This window comes from Planctomycetota bacterium (genome assembly GCA_035574235.1).
Classification (GTDB): domain Bacteria; phylum Planctomycetota; class MHYJ01; order MHYJ01; family JACPRB01; genus DATLZA01.
The window spans coordinates 1-23207 of record DATLZA010000187.1 but is presented as its reverse complement, the minus strand read 5'-3'; the positions used below and the strand labels follow the sequence as shown (position 1 = coordinate 23207).

At 69.2% G+C, this 23207-nt stretch carries 29 protein-coding genes; 17 read left to right on the top strand and 12 right to left on the bottom strand.

The features are described 5' to 3' along the window. The first annotated feature begins 229 nt into the window (after window positions 1–229). Genes VNO22_17785 through fdhD form a run of 3 tightly spaced genes read left to right on the top strand, consistent with a single transcriptional unit; the run spans window position 230 to window position 1837 of the window. Window positions 230–436 (top strand): hypothetical protein, encoded by a 207-nt coding sequence (locus tag VNO22_17785; GenBank protein HXG63226.1) that lies wholly within the window; start codon window positions 230–232, stop codon window positions 434–436. Next, window positions 433–984 carry a type 1 glutamine amidotransferase domain-containing protein gene (locus VNO22_17780; GenBank protein HXG63225.1) on the top strand — a complete coding sequence of 184 codons (552 nt, stop codon included), beginning with the start codon at window positions 433–435 and terminating at the stop codon, window positions 982–984. The genes VNO22_17785 and VNO22_17780 overlap by 4 nt, the downstream gene beginning before the upstream one ends. 10 nt (window positions 985–994) lie before the next feature. Beyond that, the gene (gene fdhD / locus VNO22_17775; protein ID HXG63224.1) at window positions 995–1837 is read left to right on the top strand and encodes a formate dehydrogenase accessory sulfurtransferase FdhD; all 843 of its coding nucleotides are present in this window, start codon (window positions 995–997) and stop codon (window positions 1835–1837) included. Window positions 1838–1852: 15 nt separating this feature from the next. Here fdhD and sufT read toward each other — a convergent pair whose 3' ends face one another. Genes sufT through VNO22_17735 form a run of 8 tightly spaced genes read right to left on the bottom strand, consistent with a single transcriptional unit; the run spans window position 1853 to window position 8597 of the window. Then, window positions 1853–2392: a putative Fe-S cluster assembly protein SufT gene (sufT, locus tag VNO22_17770; protein HXG63223.1), complete on the bottom strand. Its 540-nt coding sequence runs from the start codon at window positions 2390–2392 to the stop codon at window positions 1853–1855. A gap of 6 nt (window positions 2393–2398) precedes the next feature. Further along, on the bottom strand, window positions 2399–2914 hold the full coding sequence (locus tag VNO22_17765) for a BrxA/BrxB family bacilliredoxin (GenBank protein ID HXG63222.1): 516 nt from the start codon (window positions 2912–2914) through the stop codon (window positions 2399–2401). Between the two features lie 16 nt (window positions 2915–2930). Next, window positions 2931–3380 (bottom strand): SUF system NifU family Fe-S cluster assembly protein, encoded by a 450-nt coding sequence (locus tag VNO22_17760; GenBank protein HXG63221.1) that lies wholly within the window; start codon window positions 3378–3380, stop codon window positions 2931–2933. A gap of 4 nt (window positions 3381–3384) precedes the next feature. Then, entirely contained in the window at window positions 3385–4635 is a 1251-nt protein-coding gene (locus tag VNO22_17755) for a cysteine desulfurase (GenBank protein HXG63220.1), read from the bottom strand. After that, window positions 4632–5948: a Fe-S cluster assembly protein SufD gene (sufD, locus tag VNO22_17750; GenBank protein HXG63219.1), complete on the bottom strand. Its 1317-nt coding sequence runs from the start codon at window positions 5946–5948 to the stop codon at window positions 4632–4634. The genes VNO22_17755 and sufD overlap by 4 nt, the downstream gene beginning before the upstream one ends. Beyond that, window positions 5945–6700, bottom strand: coding sequence for a Fe-S cluster assembly ATPase SufC (gene sufC / locus VNO22_17745; GenBank protein ID HXG63218.1), 756 nt, complete (start codon window positions 6698–6700; stop codon window positions 5945–5947). Before sufC ends, sufD begins: the two co-directional genes overlap by 4 nt. Then, on the bottom strand, window positions 6700–8148 hold the full coding sequence (sufB, locus tag VNO22_17740; protein ID HXG63217.1) for a Fe-S cluster assembly protein SufB: 1449 nt from the start codon (window positions 8146–8148) through the stop codon (window positions 6700–6702). The genes sufC and sufB overlap by 1 nt, the downstream gene beginning before the upstream one ends. A gap of 5 nt (window positions 8149–8153) precedes the next feature. After that, complete coding sequence (locus VNO22_17735; protein ID HXG63216.1) at window positions 8154–8597, bottom strand: SUF system Fe-S cluster assembly regulator; 444 nt, start codon at window positions 8595–8597, stop codon at window positions 8154–8156. Between the two features lie 158 nt (window positions 8598–8755). Between VNO22_17735 and VNO22_17730 the strand changes: the two genes are divergently transcribed. Then, a complete protein-coding gene (locus VNO22_17730) occupies window positions 8756–9070 on the top strand; it encodes a hypothetical protein (GenBank protein HXG63215.1) in 315 nt (104 codons plus the stop codon). On the opposite strand, the gene VNO22_17725 is transcribed toward VNO22_17730, so the two are convergent. Both VNO22_17725 and VNO22_17720 read right to left on the bottom strand, forming a co-directional pair. Then, window positions 9060–10049, bottom strand: coding sequence for a glycine cleavage T C-terminal barrel domain-containing protein (locus VNO22_17725; protein HXG63214.1), 990 nt, complete (start codon window positions 10047–10049; stop codon window positions 9060–9062). The two genes, VNO22_17730 and VNO22_17725, sit on opposite strands and share 11 nt — an antisense overlap. Continuing rightward, a complete protein-coding gene (locus VNO22_17720; GenBank protein ID HXG63213.1) occupies window positions 10039–10380 on the bottom strand; it encodes a response regulator in 342 nt (113 codons plus the stop codon). Before VNO22_17720 ends, VNO22_17725 begins: the two co-directional genes overlap by 11 nt. A gap of 144 nt (window positions 10381–10524) precedes the next feature. Between VNO22_17720 and VNO22_17715 the strand changes: the two genes are divergently transcribed. From VNO22_17715 to VNO22_17675, 9 genes are read left to right on the top strand one after another with little or no spacing between them, the layout of a single operon-like run. After that, entirely contained in the window at window positions 10525–12054 is a 1530-nt protein-coding gene (locus VNO22_17715; GenBank protein ID HXG63212.1) for an endonuclease/exonuclease/phosphatase family protein, read from the top strand. 10 nt (window positions 12055–12064) lie between these two features. After that, a complete protein-coding gene (locus tag VNO22_17710) occupies window positions 12065–12589 on the top strand; it encodes a sigma-70 family RNA polymerase sigma factor (protein HXG63211.1) in 525 nt (174 codons plus the stop codon). Further along, window positions 12589–14214, top strand: coding sequence for a DNRLRE domain-containing protein (locus tag VNO22_17705; GenBank protein ID HXG63210.1), 1626 nt, complete (start codon window positions 12589–12591; stop codon window positions 14212–14214). The genes VNO22_17710 and VNO22_17705 overlap by 1 nt, the downstream gene beginning before the upstream one ends. Window positions 14215–14270: 56 nt before the next feature. Further along, window positions 14271–15473, top strand: a complete 1203-nt coding sequence (locus VNO22_17700) for an IscS subfamily cysteine desulfurase (protein ID HXG63209.1) — start codon at window positions 14271–14273, stop codon at window positions 15471–15473. Between the two features lie 29 nt (window positions 15474–15502). Next, window positions 15503–15910: an iron-sulfur cluster assembly accessory protein gene (locus VNO22_17695; GenBank protein HXG63208.1), complete on the top strand. Its 408-nt coding sequence runs from the start codon at window positions 15503–15505 to the stop codon at window positions 15908–15910. Between the two features lie 11 nt (window positions 15911–15921). Then, entirely contained in the window at window positions 15922–16200 is a 279-nt protein-coding gene (locus VNO22_17690) for a NifU family protein (GenBank protein HXG63207.1), read from the top strand. Window positions 16201–16213: 13 nt separating this feature from the next. Further along, the gene (thiC, locus tag VNO22_17685) at window positions 16214–17578 is read left to right on the top strand and encodes a phosphomethylpyrimidine synthase ThiC (protein HXG63206.1); all 1365 of its coding nucleotides are present in this window, start codon (window positions 16214–16216) and stop codon (window positions 17576–17578) included. Continuing rightward, window positions 17575–18219 (top strand): MBL fold metallo-hydrolase, encoded by a 645-nt coding sequence (locus VNO22_17680; GenBank protein ID HXG63205.1) that lies wholly within the window; start codon window positions 17575–17577, stop codon window positions 18217–18219. Before thiC ends, VNO22_17680 begins: the two co-directional genes overlap by 4 nt. 14 nt (window positions 18220–18233) lie before the next feature. Next, window positions 18234–18689, top strand: a complete 456-nt coding sequence (locus VNO22_17675; GenBank protein ID HXG63204.1) for a tetratricopeptide repeat protein — start codon at window positions 18234–18236, stop codon at window positions 18687–18689. A 6-nt stretch (window positions 18690–18695) separates the two neighbouring features. Here the strand turns inward: VNO22_17675 and VNO22_17670 are convergent, their stop codons facing one another. Further along, window positions 18696–19562: a hypothetical protein gene (locus tag VNO22_17670; GenBank protein ID HXG63203.1), complete on the bottom strand. Its 867-nt coding sequence runs from the start codon at window positions 19560–19562 to the stop codon at window positions 18696–18698. 78 nt (window positions 19563–19640) lie between these two features. Beyond that, window positions 19641–20207 (bottom strand): 3'-5' exonuclease, encoded by a 567-nt coding sequence (locus tag VNO22_17665; protein HXG63202.1) that lies wholly within the window; start codon window positions 20205–20207, stop codon window positions 19641–19643. Between the two features lie 113 nt (window positions 20208–20320). Between VNO22_17665 and VNO22_17660 the strand changes: the two genes are divergently transcribed. From VNO22_17660 to VNO22_17645, 4 genes are all read left to right on the top strand, one after another. After that, complete coding sequence (locus VNO22_17660; protein ID HXG63201.1) at window positions 20321–21697, top strand: MFS transporter; 1377 nt, start codon at window positions 20321–20323, stop codon at window positions 21695–21697. A gap of 74 nt (window positions 21698–21771) precedes the next feature. Further along, entirely contained in the window at window positions 21772–22302 is a 531-nt protein-coding gene (locus VNO22_17655) for a hypothetical protein (GenBank protein HXG63200.1), read from the top strand. Further along, a complete protein-coding gene (locus VNO22_17650; GenBank protein HXG63199.1) occupies window positions 22299–23018 on the top strand; it encodes an SDR family oxidoreductase in 720 nt (239 codons plus the stop codon). The genes VNO22_17655 and VNO22_17650 overlap by 4 nt, the downstream gene beginning before the upstream one ends. Continuing rightward, on the top strand, window positions 23015–23207 hold a 193-nt coding region (locus tag VNO22_17645), incomplete at its 3' end, for an SDR family NAD(P)-dependent oxidoreductase (GenBank protein ID HXG63198.1). The genes VNO22_17650 and VNO22_17645, both read left to right, overlap by 4 nt.

The following is a 23207-nucleotide window of genomic DNA, read 5'->3' as shown; positions in this document are numbered from 1 at the left end:
ACAAATACGCTGTCGTGGAAGGGTTCGACACGCCTTACTTTCTTTCTCTCACCAAAAAGTAACATCAAGCCCCAGCGCGGTCCGATGGAACCCCAGCCCCTCCGAGGCCAGCGCCGCCGGGACTGACTCGAGCAATTTCTGGGAGCCGCCGGTTCGCGTTGAAGTCGGTCGCCCGGCCTCCTACGATGAAGCGGGAGGGGCGGCCCGGGCGGGAGAGGATCGGCCCGCGATGGCGTACACGGTGGAACGGAAGGACGACGACGGGGCCCTCCTGCGCGACCTTCTCCGCGGCGAGCAGGCGGCGCTTCACCGCATGATCCGGCGCACGGACGCGCCGCACGAGGACCTGCACGAGCGGCGCCGGCGGGTGGATCGGATTCTGCAGGCGCTTGAGCGGGGCCGCCGGGCGGCCGCGCCGGGAAAGGACACGGCATGAAGAACGGAACGAGGGCGGCGGCGATCCTGGTGGAAGACCTCTACCAGGAAATGGAGGTGTGGTATCCCGCGTATCGGCTGCGCGAGGCCGGCGTCCGGACGGTCTTCCTGGGAACCGGCAAGCCCGAATACAAGAGCAAGCTCGGGTATCCCGTGGCGGCGGAAGGGGACGCGAAGGAAGCCCGGGCGCGCGATTTCGATCTCGTGGTGGTTCCCGGCGGCTACGCTCCGGACCGCCTGCGGCGGCACGAATCCGTGCTCAAGTTCGTGGCGGAGATGGACCGTCAGGGGAAGATCGTGGCGGCGATCTGCCACGCGCTCTGGGTGTGCGTGTCGGCGGGGATCCTGCGGGGCCGCACCGTCACGTGCTTCTCGGCGATCAAGGACGACGTCGTCAACGCGGGGGCGCGGTACGTGGACGAGGAGGTCGTGGTGGACCGGAACCTCGTGACCTCGAGAACGCCGGACGATCTGCCGGCCTTCATGCGCGAGACGCTCAAGCTTCTGGGCGCGGGGAAGGGGTTGAAGCCGGCCCCGGTGCGCGGGTAGAATGTCGGCCATGTCGCTTCCCAAAATCGCCCGCCACGAAACCCGCAAGATCTCGATCCGCCGCGAGCCTCCCGCCTCCCAGCGCCATCAGCATCATCAGTTCGAGGATCACCTCGCGGTGGAGGAGCCTCTCGAGATCCGCATCCATGACGAGCCGGTGGCCGTCACGATGCGCACGCCGGGGGACGACTTCGCGCTGACGGCCGGGTTTCTCTACACGGAGGGGCTTCTTCACGGGGCCCGCGAGATCGGGTCGCTGCGCTACTGCGAGAAGACGGACGATCCCCACCACAAGAACATCGTCAACTTCACCTTCGCCTCGGGCCACAAGCCGGACCTCTCGCGCCTGCGGCGGAACTTCTACGCCACGAGCTCCTGCGGGATCTGCGGGAAGGCGGCCATCGAGCAGATCAAGATCCTCGCCAAGCCCAGCGCTTCGAAGCTCAAGGTGCGGCTGGACGTGATCTACGGTCTGGGGCATTCCCTCCGCAAGGCCCAGACCCTGTTCGAGAAGACGGGCGGGCTGCACGCGGCGGGGGTGTTCGACGAGCACGGGGTGCTCCACGTGCTCCACGAGGACGTGGGCCGGCACAACGCGGTGGACAAGGCGATCGGGCACATGCTCATCCAGGACCGCGTGCCCCTGGACCACCACATCCTCATGGTCAGCGGGCGCGCCAGCTTCGAAATCGTTCAGAAGGCCGTCATGGCGCGCGTGCCCCTCGTGTGCGCCGTGTCGGCCCCCTCGAGTCTGGCGGTCGAAACCGCCCGGGAGTTCGGCGTGACGCTCGTCGGATTCCTGCGGGAGGACGACTTCAACGTCTACACCCACGCGGAGCGGATCGAGGTCTGAAGCCCGGGCCGGGGCTTACATGAACCCGAGCTGGAGCCGCGCCGCCTCGGACATCATCGACGGATTCCAGGGAGGGTCGAAGACCACCTCGACCTGAGCCTCGCGGACGCCCGGGATCGACAGAATCTTCTCGCGCGCCTCCTGCTGGAGGATCCCGCCCATGCCGCAGCCGGGGGCGGTGAGGGTGAACTTCACCTCCACCTTCCAGCCGCCTTCCGGATGGGGCTCGACCTTGTTCTCATACACGAGGCCGAGCTCGACGATGTTGACCGGGATCTCGGGGTCGTAACAGGTCTTGAGCTGGTCCCACACCCGGCGGGCCACCTCCTTGACGTCCGTGGGGGCCTCGGCGGGAAGCTCCGGGGTTCCCGGGGGTTTTTCGCGGCCGAGGGCGTCGGCATCCTTGCCCTCGATGCGCAGAAGTCCGTAGTCCGAAAGGACGGTGAAGCTTCCGCCGAGCTCCTGGGTGATCTCCACGCGGCTTCCTTTGGGGAGAGGGACCTTCTGGCCGTAGGGGATCACGGTGGCGACCACGTCGCGGGAAAGTTCGATCATGGCGGACTACCTCGGCGCGCGGGGGATCGACGATCCGCAGGTCCGGCCGTAGCTCAGGCGGGCGAACTCCTCGGGCGGAATCGACGGCCCCGGCCGCGCGCAATGTTCGTTGAAAAGCGCGACCAGCCGCGCCGCCAGCTCCTCCGGGGCGCGGCCCTCGATGTCCGAGCGCTCGATCATCGCGACGACGCGTCCGTCCTTGAAAAGGACCATGGAGGGGGACGAGGGAGGCGCCGTTTCGCGATGGTGCCAGCGCACGCGCTCGACCGCCTCGCGCTCCATGCCGGCGAAGACGGTCACGAGCCGATCCGGGATGACCCGGTTCTGAAGCGCCCTCGCCGCGGCCGGCCGGGCGGTGCCGCCGGCGCAGCCGCAGATGGAGTTGATCACGCACAGGGTTGTGCCCGGCGCGGTCACCGCGCGGTCCACCTCCTCGGGCGTGAGCAGCTCCCGGAATCCCACGGCCGTCAGCTCGTCGCGCATGGGCTGCACGAGGTCGGGAGGGTACAGGGGCGGCATCATGGTTTTCTCCTCCTGGCTATTCGGTCGAAACGGTTCCTCCGGTCCCTTCGAGGGCGGCCTTGAGCGTGTGCCAGGCCAGGGTGGCGCACTTGACCCGGACGGGGAACTCCCGGACGCCTGAGAAGACCTCGAGTTTGCCCAGGTCCTCGGAGGGGGCGCCCTCCTCGCGGCCGGTGACGCGGCGGTGGAATTTCTCGAAAAGCGCCAGGGCCTCCGGCCGCGCCCGGCCCTTGACCGCCTCGGTCATCAGCGACGCGGACGCCGTGGAGATCGCGCAGCCGGCGCCCTGGAAGCGCAGGTCGGCGATGCGGTCCCCCTCCAGACGCACCGCCAGATCCAGCCGATCCCCGCACAGCGGGTTGTGCCCGCGGGCCGAGCGGTTCGCGCCCGGCAGGGTCCCGAAATTCCTCGGGTTCCTGTAATGATCGAGGATCAGTTCCTGGTAGAGATCGCCCAGATCTTCCATCGCGTCACGTCCGGAACACGGCCCGCACCTTCCGCAGCGCCGCGACCAGCGCGTCCACCTCGGCCCGGGTGTTATAGAGCCCGAAGGAGGCCCGCGCCGTGGCGGGCACGCCGAAGCGCTCCATCACGGGCTGCGCGCAATGGTGCCCCGTGCGGATGGCCACGCCCTCCTGGTCCAGGATCGTCCCCACGTCGTGGGGATGCACCCCGTCCAGGGTGAAGGAGATCACGCCCGACTTTTCCCGCGCCGTTCCCAGGAGGCGCAGGCCGGGAATCTCGGACAGCGCCTCCGTCGCGTACTCGAGGAGATCCCGCTCGTGGGCGCCGATCGCCTCGAGCCCGAGGCCCGCCAGATAGTCCAGCGCCGGCGCCAGGCCCACCACGCCTTCGATGTGCGGAGTGCCCGCCTCGAACTTGTGCGGGATCCGGTTGTACTCGGTGCGCTCGAAGCTCACCGAAAGAATCATCTCGCCGCCGCCCTGGTAGGGGGGCATCCGCTCGAGGTGCTCGGCGCGCGCCCAGAGGACGCCGACCCCCGTGGGGCCGTAGAGCTTGTGCCCCGAGAACACGTAGAAGTCGCACCCGAGGTCGCGCACGTTCACGGGCAGGTGCGCGACGGCCTGCGCTCCGTCCACGAGGACCGGGATCCCGCGCTCGCGCGCCGTCCGCACGATCCGCGCCACCGGCAGGATCGTCCCCAGGGCGTTCGAAACGTGCGCCACGGAGACGAGCTTCGTCCGCGGCGTGAGCATCCGTTCGAAATCCTCCAGGATCAGCTCTCCGCGATCGTCGATCGGAACCACCCGCAGGACGATGCCCTTCTCTTCCCGCAGGATCTGCCAGGGGACGATGTTCGAATGGTGCTCGAGGCGGGTGACGAGGATTTCGTCTCCTTCCCGGAGGAACGCGCGTCCGAAGCTGTGGGCGACGAGATTGATCGCCTCGGTGGCTCCGCGGACGAAAACGATCTCCCGCGGATCGGGGGTCCCGAGGAAGCGGGCCACCCGGGCGCGGGCGTCCTCGTAGGCGCGCGTGCCCAGCTCGCTCAGGTAGTGCACGCCCCGGTGGATGTTGGCGTTCATCGACGTGTAGTAGCGGGAGACCGCCTCGAGGACCGGCCGGGGCTTCTGGGTCGTGGCGGCGTTGTCGAGGTAGACGAGGGGCTTGCCTCGCACGCGGGTCGCCAGGATCGGGAAATCCCGGCGGATGCGCTCGACGTCGTACGCCGGGGCGGAACGGGCGACGGGGGCGCTCATGCCGCGCCCTCCGGCGGCGCCGGCGCCCGCAGGATTCCGTAGCAGCCGCCCACCTGGGCCCGCACCGCCTCGTCGCGGATCGAATCGATGATTTCGCTCGCGAAGGCGTGGACGAGCAGCCGCCGCGCCTCCGCCAGGGCGATCCCCCGCGAGCGCAGGTAGAAGAGGACGTCTTCGTCGAGCTGCCCGATCGTGGCGCCGTGCTTGCACTTGACGTCGTTGGCGAAGATTTCGAGCTGCGGCTTCGTGTGGACCAGGGCCTCGCGCGAGAGAAGGAGGTTCTTGTTCGTCTGGAGGGCGCTCGTCTTCTGGGCCCCGGGCCGGACGACGATCCGCCCGTCGAAGACGCCCCGCGAGCGTCCGTCGAGGATCCCCTTGTACAGCTCGCGGCTGACGGCATGGGGCCGGACGTGGTCGATCGAGGTGTGGTGATCGGCCAGCTGGCGGCCGGCCACTTCGTAGAGCCCGAGAAGGTCCACTTCGCTTCCTTCGCCGTCGAGGACGATCTCGAAGTCGTTGCGCGCCAGGCGCGCCCCCAGCGAGATCGACCGGTGGACGAACTGCGCGCCGCGCTCGAGGCGCGCGCGCATCGCCTGCACGTGGAAGGCGTCGTGGCTTTCGCGCTGCACTTTGGTGTAGTCGAGCGCCGCGTCGGCCCCCAGGACGATTTCCACGACGGAGTTCGACAGATACGTGCCCCCCGCGGGACCCAGGTGGCTTTCGACGATCGAAGCCCGGGCGTTCTCCTCGGCCACGACGAGCACCCGCGGGTGCGTCATGTACGCCTCCCCGTGAAGGGAGGAGAGGAAGAGGATGTGGATCGGGCGGGGGAATTCGACGCCTCGCGGGAGGAAGAGGAAGACGCCGTCGGAGAAGAACGCCGCGTTGAGGGCGGGGAAGGCCTCGCCGTCGGGGCCCACGAGCGAGCCCAGCCACGGTTCGACGCGGCGGGGATCGTCCCGCAGGACCGCTGCGAGGCTCGAGACGCGCACCCCCGGAGGGAGCTCCAGAAGCGAGAAGGCCGGGGCGTACCGGCCGTCCACGAAGGCGATCTGGCAGCCCCGCAGCGGTCCCCGGGCCAGGCCGGCGAACTGGGCGGGGTTGGCGGTCCCGGAAGCCGCCCGGAAGGAGGTTTCCAGCAGCGGCGTGAGGTCCGTAAAGCGCCAGGCCTCCGCAGTGGGCTCGGGGAAGCCCCGCTCCCGGAAACGCTCGAGGCCCCGGCGGCGGAAGGCGGCCGCGCCCGGGAGCGAGCGGACCGCGCGCTCGAACTCCGTCACGTAGGGATCCCGGACGTCCATCGTGCGCGCCGTCACACGCCCGCTCCTTCCTTCTCGACCCAGGCGTAGCCGCGCTCCTCGAGCGTGCGGGCCAGTTCCTTCCCGCCGGATTTGACCAGGCGCCCGTCCGCGAGCACGTGCACGCGGTCCGGCGTCACGTAGTCCAGGAGCCGCTGGTAGTGGGTGATCAGAAGGATGCCCCGCTCGGGGGAGCGCATCCGGTTGATGCCCTCGGCCACCACCTTGAGGGCGTCGATGTCGAGCCCGGAATCCGTCTCGTCGAGGATCGCCAGGGCGGGCTCGAGGACCAGCATCTGGAGAATTTCGTTGCGCTTCTTCTCGCCGCCGGAGAAGCCCTCGTTGACGGGGCGCGTGAGAAGGGATTCGCCGATTCCGACGAGGCGGGCTTTTTCCTTGAGGAGCTTGAGGAAGTCCGCGGCGTCGAGCTCCGGCTGGCCGCGGTGCTTGCGGATCGCGTTATAGGCGCTGCGGAGGAAATACGCGTTGCCCACGCCGGGGATTTCGACGGGATACTGGAAGCCGAGGAAGAGCCCTTCGCGGGCGCGCTCCTCCGGGGTCATCGCCAGAAGGTTGCGGCCCCGGTAGAGGACCTCGCCGGCCGTGACGGTGAAGCCGTCCCGCCCGGCCAGGACGTGGGCCAGGGTGCTCTTGCCGGACCCGTTGGGGCCCATGACGGCGTGCACCTCGCCCGCCCGGATCGTCAGGGACAGGCCCTTGAGGATGGGTTTGTCGCCGGCGCCGGCGTGCAGGTTGCGGATCTCGAGCATTATCCGACGCTCCCTTCGAGAGAGACGCTCAGAAGTTTCTGGGCTTCGACGGCGAATTCCATGGGCAGTTCCTTGAACACCCGCTTGCAGAAGCCGTTGACGATGAGGTTGACGGCGTCCTCGGAGGAGAGCCCCCGCTGGCGGCAGTAGAAGAGCTGGTCCTCGCTGATCTTGGACGTGGAGGCCTCGTGCTCGATCTGCGCCGTCGGGTTCTGGACGTCCAGGTACGGGAACGTATGGGCGCCGCAGAGATCCCCCAGGAGCAGCGAGTCGCACTGGGAGTAGTTGCGCGCCTGGTGCGCGGTCGGGAGGATCTGCACGAGCCCCCGGTACGTGTTCTGGCCGCGGCCGGCGGAGATGCCCTTGGAGATGACCGTCGAGCGGGTGTTTTTCCCGATGTGGATCATCTTCGTGCCGGTGTCGGCCTGCTGGTAGTTGTTGACCACGGCCACGGAGTAGAATTCGCCGACCGAGCCTTCCCCCTGGAGAATGCAGCTCGGGTACTTCCAGGTGATGGCGCTTCCGGTTTCCACCTGGGTCCAGGTGATGCGCGACCCCCGGCCTTTGCAGCGGCCGCGCTTGGTCACGAAGTTGAAGATGCCGCCGCGGCCCTCCTTGTCCCCGGGGTACCAGTTCTGGACCGTCGAGTACTTGATCGTCGCGCCGTCGAGGGCCACGAGCTCCACCACCGCCGCGTGGAGCTGGTTCTCGTCCCGCATCGGAGCGGTGCAGCCTTCCAGGTAGCTGACGTACGCGCCTTCGTCCGCGATGATGAGCGTGCGCTCGAACTGGCCCGTCTGCCGGGCGTTGATCCGGAAGTACGTCGAAAGCTCCATCGGGCAGCGGACGCCCTTGGGGACATAGACGAAGGAGCCGTCCGAGAACACGGCGGAGTTAAGGGTGGCGAAGAAGTTGTCCGTGTAGGGGACGACCGTCCCCAGCCACGCGCGCACGAGCTCGGGGTGCTCCTGGAGCGCCTCCGAGAAGGAGCAGAAGATGATCCCGAGAGAGCGCAGCTTTTCCTTGAAGGTCGTGGCCACCGAGACGCTGTCGAAGACGGCGTCCACGGCGACCCCCGCCAGGCGCTCCTGCTCCGCCAGCGGGATTCCGAGCTTCTCGTAGGTGCGGCGGATCTCGGGGTCCACCTCGTCCAGGCTCTTGGGCCGCGCCTTCATCTTCGGGGCCGCGTAGTAGTGGAGGTCCTGATAGTCGATCGTGGGATACCGGAGGTTGGCCCACCGCGGCTCCTTCATCGTCAGCCAGTGCCGGTAGGCCCGCAGCCGCCACTCCAGCATCCAGTCGGGCTCCTGCTTCTTCTCCCAGATGAGGCGGATGACGCCCTCGTTGAGTCCCTTGGGCGCCTTCTCCTCCTCGACGGGGGTGACGAACCCGTACTGGTATTCCTGCGCCGCCAGGCGCTCGATCGTGTTGCGGTCGGAATCGGCCATGAAACTCACCCCTTCTGGGCGACCGGGCGCGCGAATTCCACCGGGATGCCGGCCGCGGGCCGGGCCATCTCGGCGAGCGTGACCTTCCGCAGCGCCTCGATCACCGCTCGGTTGATCGTCCTCCAGTTGCTCCGCACGACGCAGATCCGCTCCAGCCCGCAGCTTCCGGCGTGCGCCGTGCACTCCGTGACCCCGATCGGGCCCTCAAGCGCCGAAACCACGTCCGCCACCGTGACCTCTTCCGGACGGCGGGCCAGCGTGAAGCCGCCCTTCACCCCCCGGTGCGCCTCCAGGAGCCCGTGCCGGGCCAGCACCTTCAGGATCTTGCTCACCGTGGGCCGCGGGAGCCGCGACTCCTCGGCCAGGTCCCGCGCGCTCCGCATCGGGCGGCGCGGGTCCCGCGCGAAGAGCGTCAGGAGAAGGATCCCGTAGTCCGTCAGGCGGGTCATCCGGATCATGGAAGGCCCCCGGACCCCGGGGCGGGTCCGACCTTCTCACCTTAGCGGCGGCCGCCGGGAGCGTCAAGAGAAATCGTACCAAAAAGGTCCTCTTTCCGGACGCCGCCGATTGAAGGCGGAACGATCCAACGCTATCATGGGCCGGCGCCATGAATGTCCTGACCGCCGAACAGGTCGAGCGCGTCTACCGGCTCACCGACTCCCTGGACCTCCATCGCGATTGGGTGGTCGTTCCCCTGGCGGCCCACCCCACCGGGCTGGAGATGACGCTTCCGGACGGGAAAATCCTGATCCGGCCGCCGGCGGGACCGGCCTTCGAACCGTGGTTCGCGGGTCTTCGGGAGCGCCTCCAGACGCTGGACCTGGCTCGCGCCCTGCGGGCCGGACAGGCGGAACGCCCCTGCCTGCGGACGCCGGCCGACGCGCTTCCCGCTTCCGGCACCCGCCGCTATCTCAGGCCGTAGCCCCGCGGACCTGCCAGGGCAGGGCCCGCACGACGGCCCTTCGGGAGCCGACCGAAACCTCCGTGCCGGGATTCTTGAATTCCTTGCGGACGTAACCCAGGGCGACGCGGGGGGTGGCGCTCGTGACGTGCCCGATGTCCTGGCCGCCGGCCAGGATTCGCTCGCCGGGCTGGGCGCCGGTCACCTCCAGCTGGACGAGCATCTTGGGCGGTTCGCTGTAGGTCTTGACCCGCTGGATCACTTCCTGCCCGACGTAACAGCCCTTGGAGTAGCTGATCGCGATCGGCTCCAGTCCCGCCTCCATCGGCAGGACGTCGGGTCCCATGTCCGCGCCCCATCGCGGGAAGCCGTTCTCGATCCGCAGCGTCTCCCACGCCTGGAAGCCGGCCCATCGCTCGCCCCCGAAGGCGGGCGTCGCCTCGGGAGGCGTCCATCGGACGTACCCTTCGACGCCCAGCGTGGGATCCTTGCAGACCCACGATCCGTCCTCGAGTTCCGTCCAATCGAACGGCCGGGCGGGACGCGCGGGAGCCGTCCCCGGCCCATAGCGTCCGATCGCCGTCCGGGAGGAGACGTCCAGCCGGACATCGTCGGCGACGATGAACTTCGTGAAGGTTTCGAGAAGCGCGGGCAGCGCCGCGCGGTCGGTTTCCAGGGAGAGGCGGTCCGGATGCATCCGCACGACGAGGTCGGCCACCATCTTCCCCTGGCGCGTGACCGCCGCCGCCGCGCGCCCCTGGCCGGGAGCCATTCCCTTCACGTCCTGGGTGCACATGCCGTGGACGAAGCGCACCCGGTCGCGGCCGGTGACCTCGACGAGCGCCCGCCAGCCCAGGTCCACGGCGGCCGGACCGGTCCGGAGCGCCTCGATTTCCGCGGCCGGGTCGCCGAAATGGAGCGGGACCTCGGCGTCGCCGACCCGGCCATAGACGGCGCCGCGCGCGCGCAGGATCGGTTCCAGGGGACTCTTATAGGGCACGGCGGAGGAGGGCGGGGAGGGAGGCCGCAAACTGGCCTTTGGTCAGGACTTCCGAGCAGCCCGCGGCCAAGGCCTGTTCCCGAAGATCCACGGCCTCGTGGGCGAGAAATCCCACCACGGGCACCTCCTGGAGGGTCGGCAGCGTCTCCAGAGGCCGCAGGGCCGTCGCCTGGAGATCCATGAGCACCAGCGCCGGTTTTTCCAGGCGCACTTTCTGAAAGACCTCGTCGGCGTCCCGCGCCACCTCCACCCGCACCCCCAGGGTCCTGGCCGTTTCGAGCACCTTGGAGCGGAAGAAGAGGTCGGGGATCGCGGCCACCACGTACGCCATGGCGGCCCATTATAGAAGAGGCCCGGCCCTGGGGGAAGCGGGCGGCGGGGGGATTCCATTTTTCGCGACACCGCGCGCCCTCTCGGGACATACGCCACGGGCCGGGGAATCCCGGCCGGAGTCCGCTTGGGAAAGGAGCCTGGCATGACCGACCGCCTTCGGGGAGCCGCCGTCCTGATGACTCTCGCCGCCCTGGCACTGGGGGCGCGCGAAGCCTCGCCGGCCGCCGCTCCCGCCGCCGCGCCGGCCGAGATCGTCCTTTATGCATCCGAGGCCCCGGTGCGGGTGGGGAACTGGAGCGTCGTGGCGGACGCCGGCGCGGCCGGTGGATATCGGATCTATAACCCCGACCAGGGAACCCCCAAGATCGTCACCGCCCTGGCCTCGCCCTCCTCGTACTTCGAAATGAGCTTCTACGCCTCCTCGGGTACGCCGTACCACCTGTGGATCCGGGGAAGGGCGGACCGCGACCACTACGCCAACGACTCCGTCCACGTTCAATTCTCCGGGTCCGTCACCGCAAGCGGCGCCGCCGCATGGCGGATCGGGACGACTTCCTCGGCGGTCGTCGTCATCGAGTCGGGCGACGGCGTGGGGCTGTCGGGATGGGGGTGGGAGGACAACGGATGGAACGGCCTCGGGTCCCACATCTACTTCGCCTCGACGGGGTGGCAGAAAATCCGCGTCCAGCAACGCGAAGACGGCATCTCGATCGATCAGATCGTTCTTTCTCCCTCGGCCTTCCTGACCTCCGCCCCGGGCGCCCAGAAGCGCGACGCGACGATTCTTGCGGAATCCGACGGCACCTCCTCGGCGGCCTTCCGGTTGAAAATCGTCAGTTACAACCTCCATCACGGCATCGGGACGGATAATGTCTACAACCACAAGCGGCAGGCGGCCCTCCTGGCGGCCCAGAGCGCCGACGTCATTGCGCTGTGCGAGGTCCGAAGCTTCAACAGTTCCGATACGGATACCCTGGCCCTGCGGATTGCCACGGAGATGTCTCTTCGGACGGGGGTCACGTGGTATGTTCATTTCATTCGGGATAACCCGTCCAAGGCGGAGGGAAACGCCATCCTTTCCAAGTGGCCCATCGTCGCGCGGGGGGGCCTGTACTTCAGGGACGATACGGGCTATTCGGATCCCGTGGTGAAGGATTCCGGCATGTCCGTGGCCCAGGCGACGGTCGACGTCTCCGGAAGGCGGATCAACGTGTTCTCGACCCACCTTTACTGGGTGGACATCGGCACCACCGGCACGTACGGGCAGCGCCTGCGGCTGGCGGAGATCGACGCCCTCAAGCGCTTCGCCGCGAAGTTCGCCGAGCCCCGCTTCATCGCGGGCGACTTCAACGCGCACCCCTCGACCTCGGAGTACGCCGAGATGACCGAGGCGGGCGCCTACCACGACGCCTGGAAGATCGCCCTCAGCCTGGGCACGGCCTCGTCGTATCCCGATAATCCGCCGAATCTCAACGTCCGGACCCGCCGGAGCAAGCTCGACTACGTTTTCGTCTCCAGAGGCGCCTCGACCGCAACCGTTCGCAGCGGCGAGGTGCCCGACCAGCGCGATCTGTCGAACACGAACGTCGTCCTCAAGCTGGGAACGTCCGACGACAAGGGCGTGCGGCCTTCGGATCACAACCTGATCAGCGGGACGTTTGACGTCCGATAGGAGACTCCGCATGGATTCCGAGGGCGTCGTCCGGCTTCTGACGCGGGAGCGCCTGATGATCCAGGCGTTCATCCGCGCGCTCGTGCCGGACCCCCATTTGGCGGAGGACGTCTTCCAGGAGGTCTTCATCGTGGCCCTCCGCAAGCATGCGGAGTTCCGGGAGGGGTCGGATTTCGGCGCCTGGGTGCGCGAGATCGCGCGCCGGGTGAGCTGGGCGGAGCTCCGCAAAACGGGTCGCCGGCCGCTGGCCCTGGCGCCCGAGACGCTGGAGTCCGTGGGGGTTCTCCTCGAGCAGGAGCCCGAGGCGTGGGAGGAGCATCGGGGGGCGCTCAAGGAGTGCGTGGGCCTCCTGCCGGCCGAGAGCCGTCGGATCCTGACCCTGCGCTACCTCGAGAACGCGCCGCTGGCCTCGATCGCCGCCGCGGTGGGGCGTTCGACCGACGGCGTGAAGGGCGTCCTGAAGCGGCTCCGGCAGCGGCTGGCCGAGTGCGTCAGCGGCCGGCTTCGCGAGGGCCTTTCGGGGGGAGCCGTCTGATGCGGGACCTCCGCGAGCTGATTGCCGGATACCTCGAGGGCGACCTCGCCGAGGAGGAGGTGCGCGAGCTGGAGCGCCTCCTTCGGACGGACGCGGGCGCAAGGGGGGCCTTCGCGCGGGCGCTCCGGCAGGAGGTGCTTCTCCCGGAGGTTCTCCAGGAGGACGTGGCCCCCGCGCTCCCGGCGACGGCGCGCCGGCGGATGCGTTCGCGCCGCCTGCTTGCCGTCCGGCCTTCCCGTTCGCCGCTCGTTCCCATCCTGGCGGCGGCGGGACTGCTTGCAGCGCTGGCCGGCGCGGCGGTGATCGCTTCCCGCCCGCGATCGGCCGCGCCGCCGGTTCCGACCGTTCGCGCTCCGGAGCCCGTGCCGCCCGAAGAGCGGGTCGAGCCGCCGCGCGAGACCCCCCTGCCGGCGCCGCCGCGTCCTGCGGAGCTCCCGGTCCGGCCGGAGCCGCGCCGGGAATCGGAGCCGGCGCCGAAGCCCCCGCCGCGGCCCCTGGAGCCCGTTCCGTCCCCGGCGCCGACGCCGACTCCTCCGGCGCCGCCCGTGCGGCCGGTCACGGTCCCTGCGGCGGCCCTGCTTGCGGCGGCGGAAGGGGGAGTGCTGCTCGACGGCGCGCCGTCGGCCGGGGGCCGCCCGATTCCGCCGGGCGCGGCGCTGGAGGTCGCTCCGGGCGGCCGTGCCGTCGCGGTCTACCCCGACGGGACCCGGCTTCGGGAGATCTTCGACGTGGGTCCCGAGCGGGGCAAGAGGGCCATCCTGGAGAGGGGGACGATCACGGTCGAAGCGGCGCGGCAGCCCGAGGGGCGGCCGCTCGTGGTCGCTTCGCCTCACGCGGAAGCGAGGGTGGTCGGGACGACCTTTCGCCTCCTCGTCGAGGAGGGAACCACGCGCCTCGAAGTGCGGAGGGGGCGGGTGCGGCTGGCGCGTCTTTCGGACGGCCAGGCGGTTGATGTGCCGGCGGGGTTCTTCGCGGTGGCGGCGCCGGGGGCGGACGTGACGCTGGGATCGGAGCGGGCGGTGACGACGGCGTTCCAGGACGGGGTGGCGCCCACGCCGCGCTATGAAGGAACGCGCGACGCGCAGATCTGGGAGCGGGCGGCGCTGCGGGAAAAGAACGGCGGCCGCGCGGAAGCGCTCTACGCGGACGGGGACACACAGGGGACCGGCGACGACCGGGCGATTCTCCTCCGCTGGGACCTTGCCGCGCTTCCACGGGGCAGCCGGGTTCTGTCCGTGGCGCTTGAGCTGACCGTCCTGGACGCGAGCGCGGGCCGTTCCTTCGATCTTTTCGAAGTCCGGCGGGACTGGTCCGAGACGCAGGTTACCTGGAACCGGGCGACCTCCGCGACCCCCTGGCAGGCGCCGGGGCTGGCGGGTTCCGCCGATCGGGGGCGCGTCGTGCTGGGGCGGGTGGCGCCCGCCGCGCCCGGCCGGTACTCGCTGAAGCTCAATCCGGAGGGCGTGGCGGTCGTCCAGGCGTGGGTGGACGATCCGTCAAGGAACCATGGGTTTCTCATCGCGCATCCGACCCACGACGACGCGATCCTCGTGGCCTCGCGCGAAGCCGCGGCGCCGCCGGACCGACCGAGGCTTGTGGTCACGAGCGTGCCTCCCGGGCGGTAGCCGGCCACGCCGCCCTTTCTCTCCATCCTCCCGGTCGCTAGGATAGGGAGGAGACCATGGCGCGCATCTATCTGGATTGCCACGCGACCACGCCCGTGGATCCCCGGGTCCTCGAGGCGATGCTCCCCTATTTCACCGAGAAGTTCGGCAACCCCGCCAGCAGGATCCACGCCTTCGGGCGGGAGGCGCACGAGGCGGTCGAGGCCGCGCGGGCCGAGGTGGCGTCCCTCCTCCACGCCGATCCGTCGGAGATCGTCTTCACGAGCGGCGCGACCGAAAGCGACAACCTCGCGATCAAGGGAACGCTCGAGGCGTACCGCGAGAAGGGCGACCACATCGTGACCGTCGCCACCGAGCATCCGGCCGTCCTGGAGACGTGCCGGGCGCTGGAGCGGTCGGGCCGGGCGCGGGTGACGTATCTTCCCGTCCGGCGGGACGGGCTTCTGGATCTCGACCGGCTGCGGGAGGCGATCACCGACCGCACAGTGCTCGTCTCCGTGATGTACGCGCACAACGAGATCGGCGTGCTTCAGCCGGTGGAGGAAATCGGGCGGATCTGCCGGGAGCGGGGGGTGCTCTTCCACTCGGATCTCGCGCAGGCGGCCGGCAAAGTGCCGGTGGACGTGGAGGCGATGCGGATCGATCTGGCGTCCCTTTCGGCGCACAAGATGTACGGCCCCAAGGGCGTCGGGGCGCTCTACGTGCGGCGCCGGCGCCCGCGCGTGAAGCTCGTGCCGCTCCTGGACGGCGGGGGGCACGAAGGCGGGCGGCGCTCCGGGACGGTGCCGGTTCCGCTCGTCGTCGGATTCGGGCGGGCGTGCGCGCTGGCGGCGCGGGAGATGCCCGAGGAGGCGCCCCGGATTCTGGCTCTCCGCGAACGCCTCCGGCGGCACATCTTCGACAACCTCGATCATGTGTATCTCCACGGGAGCCTGGAGCGGCGGCTTCCCGGCAACCTCAACGTGAGCTTCGCGTACGTCGAGGGCGAGAGCCTGATTCTCTCCCTCGGCGAGGTGGCGGTTTCGACGGGCAGCGCCTGCGCCTCGGCGAAGCTGGAGCCGCCGTACGTCCTGGCGGCCCTGGGGGTGGACGAACCCCTGGCGCGGGCGTCGATCCGCTTCGGGCTGGGGCGTTTCACCACGGCCGAGGAGGTGGATCGGACGTGGGAGCTGCTGCGGGACGCGGTCGCCCGACTGCGGGCGCTCTCCCCCCTCTACCCGGGCGTGAAAAGTGAAGGCAAAACGGCCTCGACGAAGTAAGATAGAGGCGCGGTGAAGGAGGCACCCTCATGACGGAATCGACGCGGACTCCCGGACCCGAGGTGATCGTGGCCCCCAAGGAGGCGCCCTCGCGCTTCTCCGGCCAGATCGCCATTTCCGACAAGGCCGCCGAGAAGCTCAAGGCGCTTCTCGAGGCCGAGAAGAAGGATCCGGCCTCGACCGGACTGCGCCTGGGCGTGCAGGGCGGCGGCTGCTCGGGCCTGACGTACTTCATGGACTTCGACGCCCCGCGGCCGGACGACAAGGTGTTCGTTCATGAGGCCACGGGGGTGAAGGTCCTCGTGGATCCCCGGAGCATTCTTCATCTGAGCGGCTCGCTCCTCGATTACAGCGAGGGCCTCATGGGCTCCGGGTTCTCGATCAAGAACCCCAACGTCAAGAGCTCGTGCGGCTGCGGGCAGTCGTTCACCACGTAACGGAGGCGGCCATGGGCGACGCGGACCGGCCCCCGGAAATGCCGGCGTTTTCCCCGGTTTCGGACCTCTACCGGCGGGTGGACGAAGTGCTCGACCGCATCCGGCCGTACGTTCAGATGGACGGCGGCCACGTCGAGCTCGTCAACGTGAACGAGGAGGAGGGAATCGTCTACATCCGCTTTCAGGGGTCCTGCCAGGGGTGCCCTTCGAGCGCGATGACGCTCCAGATGGGGATCGAGAACGAGATCCGCGCGTCGCTGCCGGAGATCAAGCAGGTCGTCGCCGTCTGATCCGGGCGGCCGGGTGGGACGCGACCGCCGCCGGGCGGTCTCAAGGGAAGGAACGGTCATGCCGAACGTCACGCAGATGCACCGCGCCCGTCAGGGCGAGGTGACGCCGGAGATGAAGCGGGTCGCCGAGCGCGAGGGGCTGGACCCCGAGTTCGTGCGGCGCGAGGTCGCCGAGGGGCGCGCCATTCTCCCCGCCAACGTCGAGCACCTCAAGCATCGGCTCGACCCCATGGGAATCGGAATCGCCTTCCGGTGCAAGATCAACGCCAACATCGGCAACTCCGCCGTCACCTCGAACCTCGAAGGCGAGCTCCGCAAGCTCCACGTCGCCGTCCACTACGGCGCCGACACCGTCATGGATCTTTCGACGGGCGGGAACCTCGACGAGATCCGCCGCGCGATCATCGAGGCGTCCACGGTTCCGGTCGGGACGGTGCCCATTTACCAGATGGCCCAGCACGTCCGGGAGATCGCGGACCTGACGCCGCAGGACATGCTCGACGTCATCGAGCGGCAGGCGCGCCAGGGCGTGGACTACATGACCATCCACGCGGGGGTGCTTCTCGAGCACCTTCCGCTCGTCAAGAACCGGATCACGAAGATCGTCTCCCGGGGCGGATCGCTCATCGCCGAGTGGATGGTCCGCCATCGCCGTCAGAACCCGCTCTATACCCATTTCGACGAGATCTGCGAAATCTTCAAGCGGTACGACGTGTCCTTCTCGCTGGGGGACGGGCTCCGGCCCGGCTGCCTCCACGACGCCTCCGACGAGGCGCAGTTCGCGGAGCTCCGGACGCTGGGGGAGCTGACCCTGCGGGCCTGGCGGCACGACGTCCAGGTCATGATCGAGGGGCCGGGCCACGTGCCCCTCGACCAGGTGCCGTATCAGGTGATCCGCGAGATTCAGGAGTGCCACGGGGCGCCTTTCTACACGCTGGGTCCGCTCGTGACCGACATCGCTCCCGGCTACGATCACATCACGAGCGCGATCGGCGCGGCGGTGATCGGCCAGTTCGGGGCGTCGATGCTCTGCTACGTGACCCCCAAGGAGCACCTGGGGCTTCCGAAGGAGGAGGACGTCAAGCAGGGGGTGATCGCCTACAAGATCGCCGCCCACGCGGCCGACGTCGCCCGGGGCCGGCGGGGCGCCCGCGACCGGGATGACGAGCTTTCACGGGCGAGGTTCGCCTTCGACTGGAACCGCCAGTTCGCCCTCTCGCTCGATCCGGACACCGCCCGGAAGTATCACGACGAGGATCTTCCCGCCGACTTCTTCAAGAGCGCCGAGTTCTGTTCGATGTGCGGGCCGCGCTTCTGCTCGATGAAGATCTCCGGGCGCCTGGACGCCGGCGAACCCGCCCCCGCGCCGAAGACATGATCCACGAGCCGCTCGTCGTGGGCCCCCTGCGCTGCAACTGCCACCTGCTGGCGGACGCGCGCACGCGGGAGGCGGTGGTGATCGATCCGGGGGACGAAGCCCCGGAGATTCTGGCGGCGATCCGGAGGCTCAGGCTCCGGGTCGTGGCGCTTCTGCACACGCACGCGCACTTCGATCACATCGGGGCCACGCGGGAGCTTCGGGAGGCCACGGGGGCGCCGGTGATCCTTCACGCCGGCGACCGGGAGCTCTATGAGGCGCTTCCGGAGCAGGTGGCGGCCTTCGGCCGGATGTTCGGACTGCCCTTGGGGAGGGCGGCGGAGCCGGCGCCGGTGGATCGGTTCGTCGAAGACGGCGACGTCGTGCGCTTCGGCCGGGAGGAGCTGCGGGTGCTTCACACGCCGGGGCACACGCCGGGGAGCGTCTGCTATGCGGGGGAGGGGCGGGTGTTCACGGGGGATACGCTTTTCCGCCGCAGCATCGGACGGACGGATCTGCCGGGAGGGGATTTCGAGCGGGAGGCGCGCTCCATCCTGGAGCGGCTGTATACGCTCGATCCCGGGACCGTCGTCTACCCGGGGCACGGGCCGGAGACGCGGATCGGCGAAGAGCGGGCGGAAAACCCCTTTGTCCGGGAATGACAAGGAGCGTTTCGATGACGACGACACGGATCGGCCGGATGGGGCACGAGGGGCGCATCCGGGACCTGCGGGCGATGGTGGACCGCGATCCCCTGAACGTGAACCGGCGCTTCATGCTGGCGGCGGCGCTGGAAGCGGCGGGAAAGATGGAGGAGGCGGTCCGCGAGCTGGCCACGGCGGTCGAAAAGGGGCGCCGCAATCTGGGGGTGGCTCATTGCAACTACGCGGCGGCGCTGATGAAAGCCGGGCGCCCCGAGGAGGCGCTGCGCCACTTCGACGAGGCGATCGAGGTGGACCCCGGAAACGCGAGCTTTTACCTCTCCAACAAGGCGCACGCTCTCTCGCAGCTGGGCCTGGAAGACAAAGCCCGGGCGATTTACGAGCAGGTCCTCCGGAGCAAGGACATCTCCAAGGAGACCCAGCGGATCGTTGTCAAGAAGATGTCCGAGCTGGGCAACAAGAAGAAATAGGGCGCGCTATTTCTTCTCGGCGGCCTTGCGCGCTCGATGTTCCTCGAGCGTCTTGGCCCACTGGGCCTTCGCGTCGGCCAGTTCTTTCTTGAAGGCGGACGTCTCGGACGCCGGGACGGAGTTCTCCTTCCAGACCAGGCGCATCTCCTTGAACTCCTCCAGAGTCTTGAAGCGCTTGGCCTCCGGACTGGAGGGATTGGACATGGCCTCGACCAGCGTTTTCGCGTCGATGGCCAGCGACGCCGTCCGGTCCTTGGTTTCGAGCACCCCCTGGGCTTCCAGGATGGGGCCGGGCACGGTGATCGAGACGGAGAACTTGAGTCCTTCGAGCATGGGCTTGAGCGCCTCGATCATGGCCTTGGCCAGATCCTCCTGGCCGTCGGGCGCGTTCTCTCCGCGCATCTTCTTGAACTCGTTCGTCCCCTCGTTTTGAAGCTTGAGGACATAGCCGGCGTCCGTTTTCTCGTAGACGCAGGCGAACATCGTCTTGCGGCCGCCGGGACCCTCTCCGGGGGCGGGGCTCTGGTTGTAGATCCGGACCTTGTTGATGTCCTCAAAGTAGCCGGTCACCGAGACGCGGACCCATTCGCCCTCCTCGGAGCGGCGGGGTTGAGCCCAGGCGACGACGCCTTCGGAGTTGGCGCCGAGTTTTTCGGGGTCCTGGAATTCGGCGAGAGGGTCGGCGGCGGCTCCGCCTTCGCCGCCGAGCTGCTTGGCGGTTTCGGTGATCATCTTGAGGAGAGACTTCTTGAAGGCCATGGACATCGTGAACTTTCCGGAGCCGTCGGGAAAGAGCGTCGTAGCCTGCTCATACTGGACGCAGCCGGAGAGCGCCGCGGCGGAGAGCAGGGCGGCCGCGAGGAGTCGGGCCATGAGGAACTCTCCTAGAATGAAGTTAATGAAGTCTACCCCGTCCGAAGGAAATCGGCAACCGGGGCGTTGCGGGCGCGGTTACGCTCGAACCATGCCTTTCTTGAGGAGATCCTCCAGCGTTCGGGGCCGCAGCGCCTCCAGGCACTGCCAGAAGATGGCCCCCGTGGCCTCGCAGTCTCCGATCGACCGGTGCCGGCTCGTGAAGCGCACCTTGAAGTGATACGCCAGGGTGTCCAGGTTGTAGGAGGGAAGCCCCGGCTTGACCCGCCGCGCCAGCAGGATCGTGTCCACCGCCGGCAGCGCCAGCTTGGCCATCCCGGCCCTCTGGAATTCGGCGTTCAGGAAGCCCATGTCGAATTCCGCGTTCTGGGCCACGAGGATGCTGCCCGACAGGAACCGGCGGAGATCCGCCGCGATCCGCTCGAAGGGCGGCGCGTCCCGGAGCATCTCGTCGGTAATGCCGTGCGTCCGGCGCGCCCCCTCGGGCATCGGGCAGCCGGGGTGAACGAGGGAATGAAAGCGCGCTTCCTCGCGGCCGCCCACGAGCCTCAGCGCTCCCACTTCGCAGATCCGATCGCGGGAGGGCTCGAGCCCCGTGGTTTCGACGTCGATGACGACGAACGGCGCCGTGCGCGGGTCCAGCACGGCGGCTCATCCTACCGGCGGCGAAACGCTTTCTCCAGAAGAAAAAGGCGCGCGGCGGCGCCGGAGACCGGGAGCTGGAACCCGGCCGTTGTTTGATATAATCCGCCGGACTTGTGGAAAAACAGGCCGTCGAGCGCAGCCTCGACGCTTCGATAAAGGACGGCACGGCGTTCGCCGTCATGGCGGGACTGGGAGACGCCTCCTACGTGGCGGCCTGCGCGCTCTTTCTGGGCGCGTCGGAATCGGCGGTGGCGCTCCTCGTCACCATTCCCGTCTTTCTCGGGGCCTGCGCGCAGCTTCTCGCCCCGGTCCTCATCGAACGCACGGGGCGGCGCAAACGGATCTTCGTCGCAGGCTCCTCTCTTCAGGCCGTGGCCTGGGTGCCGATGCTTCTGGCGCCGCTGGTCGGACGGCCGTACGGATTCTGGCTGCTCCTGGGCGGCTTCGTGCTGTCGTTCGCCTCCCTCCACGTCGGCGTTCCGGCCTGGACGAGCGTCATGGGGGACCTCGTTCCTCCCGCGGCGCGCGGGCGTTTCTTCGGGCGCCGCAGCGCCCTGGCCCTCACCATGCAGCTGGCGGCGATGATCGTCGCGGGGATCGGGCTGGCCGTCTATGAGCGGGCCCGGCATGAGGCCCTGGGATTCGCCGTGGTCTTCGGCGGGGCGCTGGCGGCGCGGATCCTCTCGGTCTACTACCTCACCCGCATGGCCGAGCCGGCCCTGGCCCACCGGCCGGAAGACCGGTTCACCTTCTGGCAGTTCCTCCGGCGGCTTCCGAAATCCAACTTCGCCCGCTTCGCCCTCTTCGTCGCGTGCCTCAACTTCAGCGCCCACTTCGCGGGCTGCCTCTTCGTTCCCTACTGGCGCCGGACGCTGGGATACGACTACGTCGAATACATGGTCGCCGTCTCTTCCGTCATCTTCGTCCAGATTCCGGCCCTGCCCCTCTGGGGCCGTGCGTCCGACCGCTTCGGGAACAAGCGGGTCCTCGTGGCCACGTCGGTCGGGATCGCGGTTCTCCCGCTTCTCTGGCTGATTTCCGGGCACGTGGCCTGGGCGGTCTTCCTGCAGATGTGGTCGGGTTTCTGCTGGTCGGGATTCAACCAGAGCGTCTCGAACTTCCTCCTGGACGCCGTCACGCCCGGCAAGCGGGCGCGCTGCACCGCCTACCTCAACCTCCTGCTCAACCTGGGGGTTCTCCTCGGAGGGCTCGCGGGCTCGAGCGCGATCACCTGGGTCCCCGTGGATCTGACGCTTTTTTCCATGGACGTGCCGTTCAAGACGATTCTTCTGCTCTCCTTCCTCCTGCGCGTCCTCACCCTGGTGGTCTTTCTGCCGCGGTTCCGTGAGGTGCGGGACGTTCCCCGGGTGGGCGTGGTCGAGATGCTCTTTCACGCCACGCGGGAGACGACCGAGGCCGCGGTCAACCTTCTGGCCGGGCGGCTGGTGCGGGGAGGCGGCCGGTCGGCCGGAAAGAGGAGAGGTCGGTAGGCGGGTCCGGGCTTTGGAACCCGCGAGGGCTTTGTGGTATCTTTCCGGTCCCCGCGGCGCGGAGGAAAGGCGACATGAAAGACGGCGCGCCCGCCATCGCGGCGCTGAACTGGTCTCCGATTCCCGAGGACCTGGCCGCCCGCCGGGGCGCCGGGCCGGGAAAGGTGTTCGCCGTCTGGCCGTCCCCCGCGCCGCCTCATCCGCGCCTGAGCCAGGCGGGCTTCGACGAGTTCGCCGAGCCGGGGGCGCGCTGGGAGGAGGAACATCGCGCCATGACGGCCACCCTCCTGGCGCACCTCGGAGGCTTCGGTTCGCCGCGCCTGGCCGCCTCGCCGCGCCGCTATTGGCGGACGCTTCTGGGGTTCGAGGTGCCCCGCCGGGCCCTCGTGGAAGAGGCCTCGCGGGCGGCCCTCGGAGGGGACGCCGCCTGCCGCGTGGAGTTCGGCCGGCCCGCCCGCGCGGCCCTTCAGACCGACGGCCACGGGGTGTGGTGGGTCGCCCTGGAATCCGGCGACGAGGAGTCGCTCCTGCGGGCCGTGCGCGCCATGGCCGGCGTGCGCCCCGTGCGCCGCCGGGATCTGGCGTGGGAAGGATTCGTCTCTTGAGGACTTCACCGGCGCGGGAGTTCGAGGGGCGGACCGTGCTCGTCACCGGCGGTTCCCGCGGGATCGGAAAGGCCGTCGCGCGCGCCTTCCATGAGGCCGGAGCCCGGGTGGTGATCTGCGGGCGGAATCCCGCTTCCCTCGTGTCGGCCGCCCGGGAGATCGGCGAAATCATCTGCATACCGGCGGACGTCCGGCGCGACGCGCGACGCCTCGTGCGGCGGCTGGGCGGGCGGCTCGACATCCTCGTCAACAATGCCGGGGGGATGGAACATCATGGAACTTTCGAGCGCACGCCTCTTTCGGCCTGGAGAAGCACGTTCGAGCTGAATCTTTTCTCGGCCGTGGAGGTGACGCGCGAGGCGCTGCCGCTGCTCCGGCGTTCGCCGGCCGGTTGTGTCGTCAACATCGCCAGCGACGTCGGCCGGCGCCCCTTCCACATGGGGCCCGACTACTGCGCCGCCAAGGCCGCCCTCATCCATCTGACCCGGTACCTGGCCGCGGAGCTGGCTCCGGTCCGGGTGAACGCCGTCTGCCCGGGGCCCGTCGCAACCGGCGACTGGTCGCCCCGGGACGTGCGCGAGGCGGCCCGGCGGACGCTTCTCGGGCGCACGGGGCGGCCCGAGGAGGTGGCCCACGCGGTGCTTTTCGCCGCCCGGGCGACGTTCCTCACCGGCGCGGTCGTGGGAGTGGACGGAGGAGCGGCGAGAACGCCATGAACCTGAAGGGCAAGAGGGCGCTCGTGACGGGCGGCTCGCGCGGGGTGGGCGCGGCGGTCGCGCGCGCGCTGGCGGCGGCGGGGGCGCGCGTGGCGGTCAACTACCGGGTGTCGCGTCGCGAGGCGGAGGCCGTCGCCCGGGACGTCGGCGGCCCGGCCGTCCGGGGGGACGTGGGCCGGCGGGGGGAAG

Coding starts and splice junctions, on each gene's coding strand:
- VNO22_17785 (HXG63226.1), top strand. CDS start 230: ATGGCGTACACGGTGGAACGGAAGGACGACGACGGGGCCCTCCTGCGC.
- VNO22_17780 (HXG63225.1), top strand. CDS start 433: ATGAAGAACGGAACGAGGGCGGCGGCGATCCTGGTGGAAGACCTCTAC.
- fdhD (HXG63224.1), top strand. CDS start 995: ATGTCGCTTCCCAAAATCGCCCGCCACGAAACCCGCAAGATCTCGATC.
- sufT (HXG63223.1), bottom strand. CDS start 2,392: ATGATCGAACTTTCCCGCGACGTGGTCGCCACCGTGATCCCCTACGGC.
- VNO22_17765 (HXG63222.1), bottom strand. CDS start 2,914: ATGATGCCGCCCCTGTACCCTCCCGACCTCGTGCAGCCCATGCGCGAC.
- VNO22_17760 (HXG63221.1), bottom strand. CDS start 3,380: ATGGAAGATCTGGGCGATCTCTACCAGGAACTGATCCTCGATCATTAC.
- VNO22_17755 (HXG63220.1), bottom strand. CDS start 4,635: ATGAGCGCCCCCGTCGCCCGTTCCGCCCCGGCGTACGACGTCGAGCGC.
- sufC (HXG63218.1), bottom strand. CDS start 6,700: ATGCTCGAGATCCGCAACCTGCACGCCGGCGCCGGCGACAAACCCATC.
- sufB (HXG63217.1), bottom strand. CDS start 8,148: ATGGCCGATTCCGACCGCAACACGATCGAGCGCCTGGCGGCGCAGGAA.
- VNO22_17735 (HXG63216.1), bottom strand. CDS start 8,597: ATGACCCGCCTGACGGACTACGGGATCCTTCTCCTGACGCTCTTCGCG.
- VNO22_17730 (HXG63215.1), top strand. CDS start 8,756: ATGAATGTCCTGACCGCCGAACAGGTCGAGCGCGTCTACCGGCTCACC.
- VNO22_17720 (HXG63213.1), bottom strand. CDS start 10,380: ATGGCGTACGTGGTGGCCGCGATCCCCGACCTCTTCTTCCGCTCCAAG.
- VNO22_17715 (HXG63212.1), top strand. CDS start 10,525: ATGACCGACCGCCTTCGGGGAGCCGCCGTCCTGATGACTCTCGCCGCC.
- VNO22_17710 (HXG63211.1), top strand. CDS start 12,065: ATGGATTCCGAGGGCGTCGTCCGGCTTCTGACGCGGGAGCGCCTGATG.
- VNO22_17705 (HXG63210.1), top strand. CDS start 12,589: ATGCGGGACCTCCGCGAGCTGATTGCCGGATACCTCGAGGGCGACCTC.
- VNO22_17700 (HXG63209.1), top strand. CDS start 14,271: ATGGCGCGCATCTATCTGGATTGCCACGCGACCACGCCCGTGGATCCC.
- VNO22_17695 (HXG63208.1), top strand. CDS start 15,503: ATGACGGAATCGACGCGGACTCCCGGACCCGAGGTGATCGTGGCCCCC.
- VNO22_17690 (HXG63207.1), top strand. CDS start 15,922: ATGGGCGACGCGGACCGGCCCCCGGAAATGCCGGCGTTTTCCCCGGTT.
- VNO22_17680 (HXG63205.1), top strand. CDS start 17,575: ATGATCCACGAGCCGCTCGTCGTGGGCCCCCTGCGCTGCAACTGCCAC.
- VNO22_17675 (HXG63204.1), top strand. CDS start 18,234: ATGACGACGACACGGATCGGCCGGATGGGGCACGAGGGGCGCATCCGG.
- VNO22_17670 (HXG63203.1), bottom strand. CDS start 19,562: ATGGCCCGACTCCTCGCGGCCGCCCTGCTCTCCGCCGCGGCGCTCTCC.
- VNO22_17655 (HXG63200.1), top strand. CDS start 21,772: ATGAAAGACGGCGCGCCCGCCATCGCGGCGCTGAACTGGTCTCCGATT.